At 52.1% G+C, this 8,966-nt stretch carries 3 protein-coding genes and 1 rRNA gene; all 4 read right to left on the bottom strand.

The window, feature by feature from the left end; genetic code table 11:
• Positions 1–2 precede the first annotated feature (2 nt).
• On the bottom strand, positions 3–5,459 hold the full coding sequence (locus AAFN83_RS21230; RefSeq protein WP_347773130.1) for an immunoglobulin-like domain-containing protein: 5,457 nt from the start codon (positions 5,457–5,459) through the stop codon (positions 3–5).
• A gap of 161 nt (positions 5,460–5,620) precedes the next feature.
• Positions 5,621–6,619, bottom strand: coding sequence for a response regulator (locus tag AAFN83_RS21235; protein WP_347773132.1), 999 nt, complete (start codon positions 6,617–6,619; stop codon positions 5,621–5,623).
• Positions 6,616–8,571, bottom strand: a complete 1,956-nt coding sequence (locus tag AAFN83_RS21240) for a sensor histidine kinase (protein WP_347773134.1) — start codon at positions 8,569–8,571, stop codon at positions 6,616–6,618. Before AAFN83_RS21240 ends, AAFN83_RS21235 begins: the two co-directional genes overlap by 4 nt.
• A 289-nt stretch (positions 8,572–8,860) precedes the next feature.
• Positions 8,861–8,966, bottom strand: a 5S ribosomal RNA gene (rrf, locus tag AAFN83_RS21245); the annotation flags it as partial.

An 8,966-nucleotide genomic window follows, 5' to 3' on the forward strand; every position in this document is an offset into this window, starting at 1 on the left:
CTTTAGATCTTGTCCAATACCTTCAGGAATCGGTAGATGAGCATGGCGGCTTCGCCCTTCAGCGTCTTGTCCTTCGGTTGATAAGCGTCTCCGCCTCTGCCCTCGACAAAGCCGAGTGCCTTGGCCTCATACACGTCATCATAGGCCCAGAAGCCGATCTTGTCGGAGTCTGCGAACTTGGTCAGATCAAGAGCAGGCACGGCATTGCCGCTCGTCCGATAAGCACGCATGATGATCGCTGCCATCTCTTGACGGTTCACGATGCGATTCGGTTCGTACTCGATATCGCTGATTCCCTTAATGACGCCCGCATCACGAGCGGCGGCAATGTAAGGAGCGTACCAGTCTTTTTCCGATACATCGTTGAAGCCGGTGTTCGTCTTGCTGATCGGCAGTTCAAGAATCTTGGCGACAAGTGTTGCAAACTCGGCGCGGGTAATGCCCATGTTCGGGTTGTAGTTCCCCGCCAAGTCTCCTTCCAAAATGCCACGGGAAGCGAGCAGCTCGATCACAGACTGTGCCCAGTGCCCTTGAATATCTTTGAACGTAACGGTCTTCTCCAGAACGGCAACCTTCTTGGCGTCGGTCAAGGTCAGCGTAAGGGTAACGGTATTTTTCTCTTTGTCTACCACACCGCCAGCCGACTTCCACGTCTTGGTCACTTCATCATAGTAGAAGATCGAGACATGATCCTCATTGGTTACGAGAGCAGGATCATAGGGGAGAACCAGAGTGACTTGTGCAGGCGTTCCCGGAACGGCCGGGGTCACTTCGTAGCCATCGCTGACTCGCTTGCTGTCCCCAGCAGGAGCCGGGATCTGCGTTACTGGGATCTCCTTCACCACGACCGTGTCTTTGCCCTTCGTGATAATGTCTGGCGTTGGTTCAGGCTTGGTCGGTTCCGGATTTACCCGCGTATCCCGAAGTACTCTTACCGTACGTTCTGTTTTGCCAAGGTTTCCGTTTTGATCGCGAACCGTATAGGTGAGGACGTAGTCTCCAACGGTTTCGGTATCCACGCTGCCCAAGACGATGATACGGCCGGTAATATCCCCATCAAGATTATCCTTTGCAGTTGCTCCCGGATCAGTGAAGACCCTACCGAGAAGGACCACAACAGTAGCGTCCCCTTTAAGAGTGACAACCGGTGCAATCAAGTCTGCTGCAATGTCCGTCTTCTCTCCGAGAACAATGCGGTCAAAGCTATCTACCAGATCTTCATAATCTCCGTAAGGAGCCTGCTTCTGTACCTCTTCCGCTACCTTGTCGCGGGAAGGATCGGCGAACCCTTCGTAAGCCTCTACCGCTTCATCGTGGAAGCCCATATCCGGATCTTCCAGAATGGAGAGAACCTCGTCGCGATTCAGGTCTCCCTCATTAATCAATTTCAACAGTTCTTGACGCTTTTGCTCCAGCGTCATGGTCATCACGGAGTAGATGCTCAGATGGCGAGTCAAAAGCGTCATACGACCGCTTTCCGAGTCATACTGACCACGAATATACTCCCAGGCGCCTTTGGTTTCATTAAAGTAGAAGGTCATGAACGCCCGGTCGGTGATGCCTTTGCCAATCACCATGCCGAGGGTAATGTCCTTGTCGGATGTGAAGGAGGGAATCACTTCCTCGCTAACTACATTGCCCCAGGCGCTAAGCTTAACTGCGACCATCTTGAAATCATACACTTGCTTCTCGTAGATGCCCATTCCCGGCTTAACCGCTGCGATAAGTGCCTCGTTACCCGGCTTTTCCGGATCAACATACTCGCAGACGAGCTTCAATCGGGAGCCTTCCGGCAAGGCAGCCAGCAGCTCAGCCGTGATCGGCACTTCAATACTGGTGTTTTCCGTTTCGAGCGTAAGGGTCAATCCATTGTCCGCTGCTTTTTGGACTTGTTCCTTGGTCAGCTCAACCGAGACCGGTTGTCCTTCCGTTACGGGTTGATCCACTTTCACCGTAACCGTTGTTTCTCCGTTATCCTTTGCTCCTTGTACGGCATCGTCCACCTTTTTATCGGTGATCACGTCGCCGTTCTTTGCAGGAATGATCGATTCCGGCGAGACTTCGTCGGTCACGATAATGGTACGGGTGATCTCCGTTACATTACCGGTCTTGTCTTTTACTCGGTAAGTAAGGGTGTACGTGCCTGGCTTATTCGTATTGACATAACCCAGAACTTCTACTTCACCGGTAATCGTACCGTCAACATTGTCCGAAGCCGTGAAGCCGGGTTCGTTATACAAGTTTCCTTTCTTCACGGTGACGACCGGCTCTCCTGCCAGTGTAATAACTGGCGGGGTAATGTCAGCCACTACTTTCACCGTAAAGGTTTTGGTAACGATTTGTTCGCCGTGCTTGATCGTGGCTGTGAGTACCACGAATGTGTCTACATCCGGCTTGGTGAAGACGCCCGTCTCCGACAGGAACTCCGGATGGCTGCTCGTCCACGTGATCTCGCTGCCGTTTACTCCCTCTTGCAGAAGTGCCACATCGCGGGTTACCCGAATTTCCGAGTCTCCCCCGGTATAGCCGATCTTCAATGCCTCAGCGTCAGCTTGTGCCATTTCCAGATGATTGTCCAGCGTTTTGAAGCTCAGCTTGACTACAGAGGAGACTGCATCCTCATCCAGATTCCGCACAATCGCGTAGAGGTCATACTCGGTTTCCAGTTGCAGGTCATCTACCGTCAGGAAGGTGTCTGCGTTTGCTTGAGCGGAGGAAGATCCGGCTGCCAGAGCCTTCTTGCCTTCTCCGTTCTGACCAGCGAAAAGTTGTTCCTTAGAAGGTGCAGCGGCCCCCTTCTCCGTGACCACGTAATAGATGGTTCCGGCTTCTGTGCTCTTTGCCTTCACATTCACGCTCGTTTGGTTAACCTTGGCCACTTCGGCTTCAAGAGTCGGGATGATCAAGGGCTTTGTTTCGGCATGCATCGCTTGCCGCACCGACAGGTTTCCTGCCGAATCTTCCGCAATCACATAGATGTCATAAGCCGTTTCAGGGGACAGCCCCGTTACTTTAATGTCCGTAAGGCTGTTGGCCGGTGCCGCAATGCTGCCTGCAATGGCCGGCGTTCCCTGCGCGTTTTGACCGTTTTTCACTTGAACGATACTCGGTGCCGGGACTCCGGCAGGAACCGCAACATAGTACACCTTCGCAGGCTCGTTGACCTCTACGGTGAACGTAGTCGAATATTTGCCGATGGTTCCTTCTTTGACAGAAATCGATTTAAATACAGGGGGCTTGGTGTCCTTAACCTCAAGGGTGGTAAAGGTGACTTCGCTCACATTGCCCGCGTTATCTTTCGCCCGAATGCTGTACGAGCTGTAGGTTCCGGCTTCAATCGTACCGCTGGTACCCACTACCCACTCGCTCCAGCTCTCGTCGTTCTTCTTGACCTGGTATCCATAGATTCCACTGCCGCCGATATCCATAATCTTGAACTCGGCATTGCTTACCGTACGATTGGATGCTGCGTTCGTTTCGATTTGAGGCGGCGTCTGGTCATTGATTACCGTAACCTTTTGAGTGTACGGGGACGACCACTTCTCACCGGACTTCACCTTCAGCTCAACCGTATAGGTGTCGGTAGACAAAGTCGTTGCATCAATCGTTGTCTCAGGGTCACTGCTGGTGAGCACTTTATTGCCCATCGAGTCGAAGAGCGTCCAGGCGTACTCGTCAATGGCAACTTGCGCCGGATGGAACGCTTCCTGCTTGAGGACAATGCTCTTTTCATTTTCGTGGATTCTCACCAAATGGGAGTTGACGCTAAAGTCCGCTACCGGCAGGGCCAGCCCATTCTGTGACAGGTACGCCACATCCGGCTTGCTCCATTTGCCGCTTTGGTTTACCACTTGAAGGTTAACCAGGTAGTAGCCGTTCGCATTGGTGAAATCAGTGCCGACATCCGGCTTGCCGAGTGTGTAGCCGTTCGTGCTTTCTCCAACGGCTTGCCACTTCCAAAGCTCATTCAGAGGCTCGCCATTCGGATCGGTTGATGCACTTTGCAGTCCATCCTCATTCGTATAGACGATGGAAGCAACCGGCAAGGCGCTCTCATCTTGAGCCGCTTTGCGATTCTCGTTGATATATGCCGCGATGGCCTTCAACGTTTCTTGGTAGTCTTCTTCGGAAATAAACGTTCCCTTTCCGTTGTTGTCGGCTACCAGCTTTTCCGTTTCCTCACGCAGAGTCGGGTCTTCTTTGCCCACTCCTACGTAATGAACGTCATCTTTGCCGAGGCGGTAGAGAACTTCGCTCCGCGTATCTTTGTCTTGGGTGAAATCTTTTTCCACATCATCATTGAAGTTGACCAGGTAGCGATCCGATCCCGGATTCCACTCCGGTCCGCGAACCACTTCGCTGAAGGGGCGCGTGTCTTTGCTCGTCATGGTGATGTTCTTGAAGGAGAAGTACGTCAGGATCGTGCAGCCGTGAGCCACGTAGCTGACAAGCGGTCCGAATCCATATCCGTTCGTATCGGTGATGGTGACGTCACGATCTTCGTTCTTCGTATCGAAAATGGTTACTCCATTTTCTACAAAGCGAAGGCTGTCCGCCGAAACATCCATCGAGATGCTCTTGATGGAGGAGGAAGCTTGGCTCGGCTTAGTCTTTAGCAGGCTGACACCCGGCATGCCTGGAATCGTAGAATTCATGGCATTGTGGAAGCCGGACACATCGACATTGGTGAGCTTGTACAGCTTTACATTCGGATGGTACTGAAGCTGTCCATTTTCAGAAGTCGGTTCCTCGGCATAATCACTATAATCATACAGGACTAGGTAGCCGTTCAGCTTGCCGGCAACGGTAGCTGCGTTAAACAGGAAGCCCGCTCCTTCGAGCGTATGCGTATCGATTTTCCCTTCACTGAGCGTATAGGAGATGTTCTTCTCATACTTGCTCGTGTCGGGATACAGCATAAAGTCCTTGTAAGATGGGGCGCTGTATCCGAGGAAGTGAATATCCCCGCCCTTGGCGTATACGTGCTTCAACCGATAATAGGTAGCCGTAAGCGACAAGTCCTCGGTGCTGATGTCCGTAAAGTACTTGCTTGGGTCAGGAGTAGACTGTTCCTTGTAGTAATCGTAAGGATGATGTCCATCATGGTCATCCCAGTTGGCCGGAACACTGCCATTCGTCGGATACTCCGGCGCATAGTAGTGATCGTAGGTTTGCCAGTTATTCGGGTTGGTGGCTTTCACGTTTGCCGTCTCAAAGACGTTCACGTTCACTTCATCTTTCGAGATTCCATAGACTTGTTCGAGTACCGATTTCAGGTCGTTCTCGAAGGTCCGGATATCCCGGCCGCTGTTGCCCAAGGCAACCGCAACGTCAATGCTCGCATTCCCGGATGCGGCAGATGCTACGGCTGGAGCAAACAGGGGGGAAAGTAACGATAAGATCATGGTAAAAACAAGGAACAGGCTTACTTTCGCTTTCAGGACCATTTTCCTACTCAAGTCGCTTCCTCCTGTCGTGGTGGGTATATTTTCATATTAAGGCCGCGCAACTTACAAGATTCTTACACGTCTTTCGCCCTAAAAAACAGAAAAAGCCTTGATAGACAAGGCCTTTTCGATAAAACACCGTTCTAGCGTCCTGCGGAGGAACGCGAAAAATGTCAAAAAAATCTGCGATAAATGTCACTGACATCTACAGAATCTTCGTCATGGAGGTGACGGCCCTTATCAAGGAGCAGCAGCTTCGCCGCTGCACGTTCTCCTTCCTGGGCATACCAGGCCAATAAATACTTAATCGAGGTCAGGAATCGACTGTAGCAAAGATCCCTTTTCCACAAGCTCCAAGAATAGGCCCGTTCTCCGAAAAGGTCTCCTTCATAGCGATCAACCAATCGCTTCCACTCTTCCGGGCCCCACTCTTCCAGCGGCTCTTTTTTATGAATCAGCGCTTCAAACTCATCGAGGTCGCAGATCACCTGCTTTAAATGAAGGTAATACACCCCGGCGTCGTTTTCGATCTCCGCAGAAATCTGGGCTTCCTTGAGCGCCTTCTTCAGACGAAAGACAGTGGTGTAGAGGTTTTGCTGAGCCTTCTGAGGCTCCAGCTCCTGCCACAGCAGGTCCATAATGCGCCACTTGCTGATCCCACTCGCCCGTTCCCCGACCAAGAGAGCAAACAACTCCTCCACCTTGGCCGTAATCCAACTGACCTTAAGGGGAATCCCGTCCTTTTGAAATCCGATCTCTCCAAATAAGCGCAGGCGCACATTCGCAGGAGGCAGCGCCTTAGGGGGCAGTGCTCTTCTTTTGGTCATCCGCGTTAGGGTCTCTTGAATGGCCTCGGGATGAACCGGCTTCAGCAGGTAATGAATGGCGTTCAGGTTAAACGCCTGGATGGCATAGCGTTCGTAGGCCGTGACAAAAACGATTTCCAAATGGTCGTTGACTTCAAGGAGCTCAGAACCGACACTGATCCCGTTTTTGACCGGCATCTCCACATCGAGAAAGACCAAGTCTGGCTCAAGCGCCGGAATCTCTTGAACGGCCTGCTCCGGGTCTGTATATTGACCGACAATGTCCACTTGTCCGGTATCCTCTAAATACTTGCGAAGCAAAGCCAAACCCAGGGGTTCGTCGTCTACCAGTACCGCGCGTATCATCCCAGTTGCTCCCCCTTTTCTTCTGTTGCGATAGGCAGGTAGAACGAGACGCAGGTGCCTGCCCTCGATGTCTCAAAAGTGAGCTCCTCGCCATAATACTCCCGCAGCCGACTGTTGATGTTCACCAGCCCGACACCGCTTCCTTCCGCATCACGCAGCTTGCCCACACTGTTTTTTACCGCTTCAATCTGTTCCGGAGTCATGCCTCGTCCGTTATCCTCTACGGAAATGTGCAGCCGCTCCGACTCGCGACGGATGACCAAGCGAACCCGGCCTTCCTCCCGATTGCTCATCACTCCATGCTGAATGGCATTTTCCACGAGCGGCTCGATCACCAGCGGGATCACGTAGACCTCCAAGGTTTCTGGGTCAACCTCGTATTCCATCTGCAATCGTTCGCCGAAGCGGACTCGTTCGATATCGACGTACAGTCGAATCAGATCCAGTTCATTTCGAACCGTAACATACTCAGAGCTGGAGTCGCGGTCAAAGGACTGCCGAAGGTATCCGGACAGCTTTTGCAAGAGCTCCGGCGCCTGAGCCGGGCTTACGTAGCAGAGGCTGATGATGCTGTTCAGAACGTTGAACAAAAAGTGCGGCTTAATCTGGGCTTGCAGGAATGCCATTTCGTTTCGGCGTGACTTCTGTTCGGCCAAGCTCAGGCTGTGTAAGCTTTGCCCCAACTCCAGGCTTACCCGCTCATTGTTTTGAAAGGTGAGGTAGTATCGGATGATCACCAGGAATGCGAGCATCAAGGCGTACAGAATGACAAAGGCGATGCCGATGTTCATGTCGCTCTTCAGCCCAAAGCTGTAGGCACCCACGTCCAGAGTATAAGCATTTACGCAGAAGAGGGCCCCGATCAGCACGGCATGAATGCGCGGCTCAACCCAATCCGAACCTCGATAGAACTCGATCAGCACCTTGAGGAACATCGTTACGACAATCAAAAGGTTGATGATCCCCATGAAGGTCCCCAAGCGAATAAACTGGAGGGGCGGAGCCACGGCCACAAAGAGCACGCAGAAGGAATACCCCGCAGCCAACAGCCTCATGGCCTTCCTGGATAGAAAGCGTTCATGGGTGCGATGAATAATTAGAAGAAGCATCGTTATGCTGACATAGTTGGAGATATGGCCAATCCGAAACAGATTATCAAAACTGATCTCGGGAAAAACCAGCGAAAGCGTGCGCTGACTCAAGTAACTGAGGATAATCGCAGTAAAGATACAGGTTAAGCCAAACGGGAGAATGGCCAATTCCCTTTTTCGAAAATACGGAGAGCTGGCATAAAAGATCATATAAAACACGCCGATGGAGAGCACCAACGCAAAGGCGAAAACTTCCCAGATCATATGCCGGTCATTGTGCAGCTTGATGGCGTTCGGGTAACCCAAAAGCAGGGGTCCGGCGATTCCCCCAATGAGGTACTGCTTATTGGCTGCCTGAACAATCAGGGTAGCCGTGGTAGTTGCAGCGCGAAAAGAAGTCGTTTGGGGAGTATTTCCCTCCTCCCGGCTTCCTTCCTCGTTAAAAGATCCATTCTCCATCACCAAGGATCCATTTATGTAGAGGCGACTCGCATTACGGATGTTTTCCTTCTTAATGCTGTAGACTTGACCCGGTGTCAAATGTTCAATCGTCATTCGATAGGTGGCATGCCCGGTTTTCGGATAGGCATTCCCCTCCAGATCCTTCGTCCAATTCCCCGGCACCTGAATCCAGGTAGGAGTCCCTTGCTTCCCTTCAAGGAAATCCTTCGGCTCCAGCAACCGCCCCCAATAGAACTCCCAGTCTCCATCCAGCTCCACGACAGAGGAGGACGTTAGCGAAGAAGCATCAAAGACGCCGTGAACGACATTCCTCTTGTCTTGAAGATCCATTCGATAGTAGATCGCCAAAATCAAGACAACGAGGGCCATGCCTCCTGTCAAAAAGGATTTCCACTTCATGTCCGACGACCTCTTTCTGCGCGCAGCACCTGGCTGCGGATAAGACACTTTTTCATCATAAAAGCATCCCAAGCCGGGAGCAAGACATTTTCGCAGGAACTGCATCGATTTCGACAAAATCCGTCTCGCCGCACGCAAGTGCAGGACTTGGCGTCCCTAACCTTCCCCTTTTCTTACCCCTTCTGGCTCCCGTCCAACCCTTACGAAAGTCCAGACTCATTCCCAAATGTCCAGCGCTTGGGTGTGAACACAACAAAAAAGCCTGCACGGTGTGTGCAGACTTCATTGTGCTTGGCGACGTCCTACTCTCCCAGGACCCTGCGGTCCAAGTACCATTGGCGCTGGAGGGCTTAACGGTCGTGTTCGAGATGGGAACGCGTGGTTCCCCTCCGCCA

The organism is Gorillibacterium sp. CAU 1737, assembly GCF_039888655.1.
Taxonomy (GTDB): Bacteria; Bacillota; Bacilli; order Paenibacillales; family NBRC-103111; genus Gorillibacterium.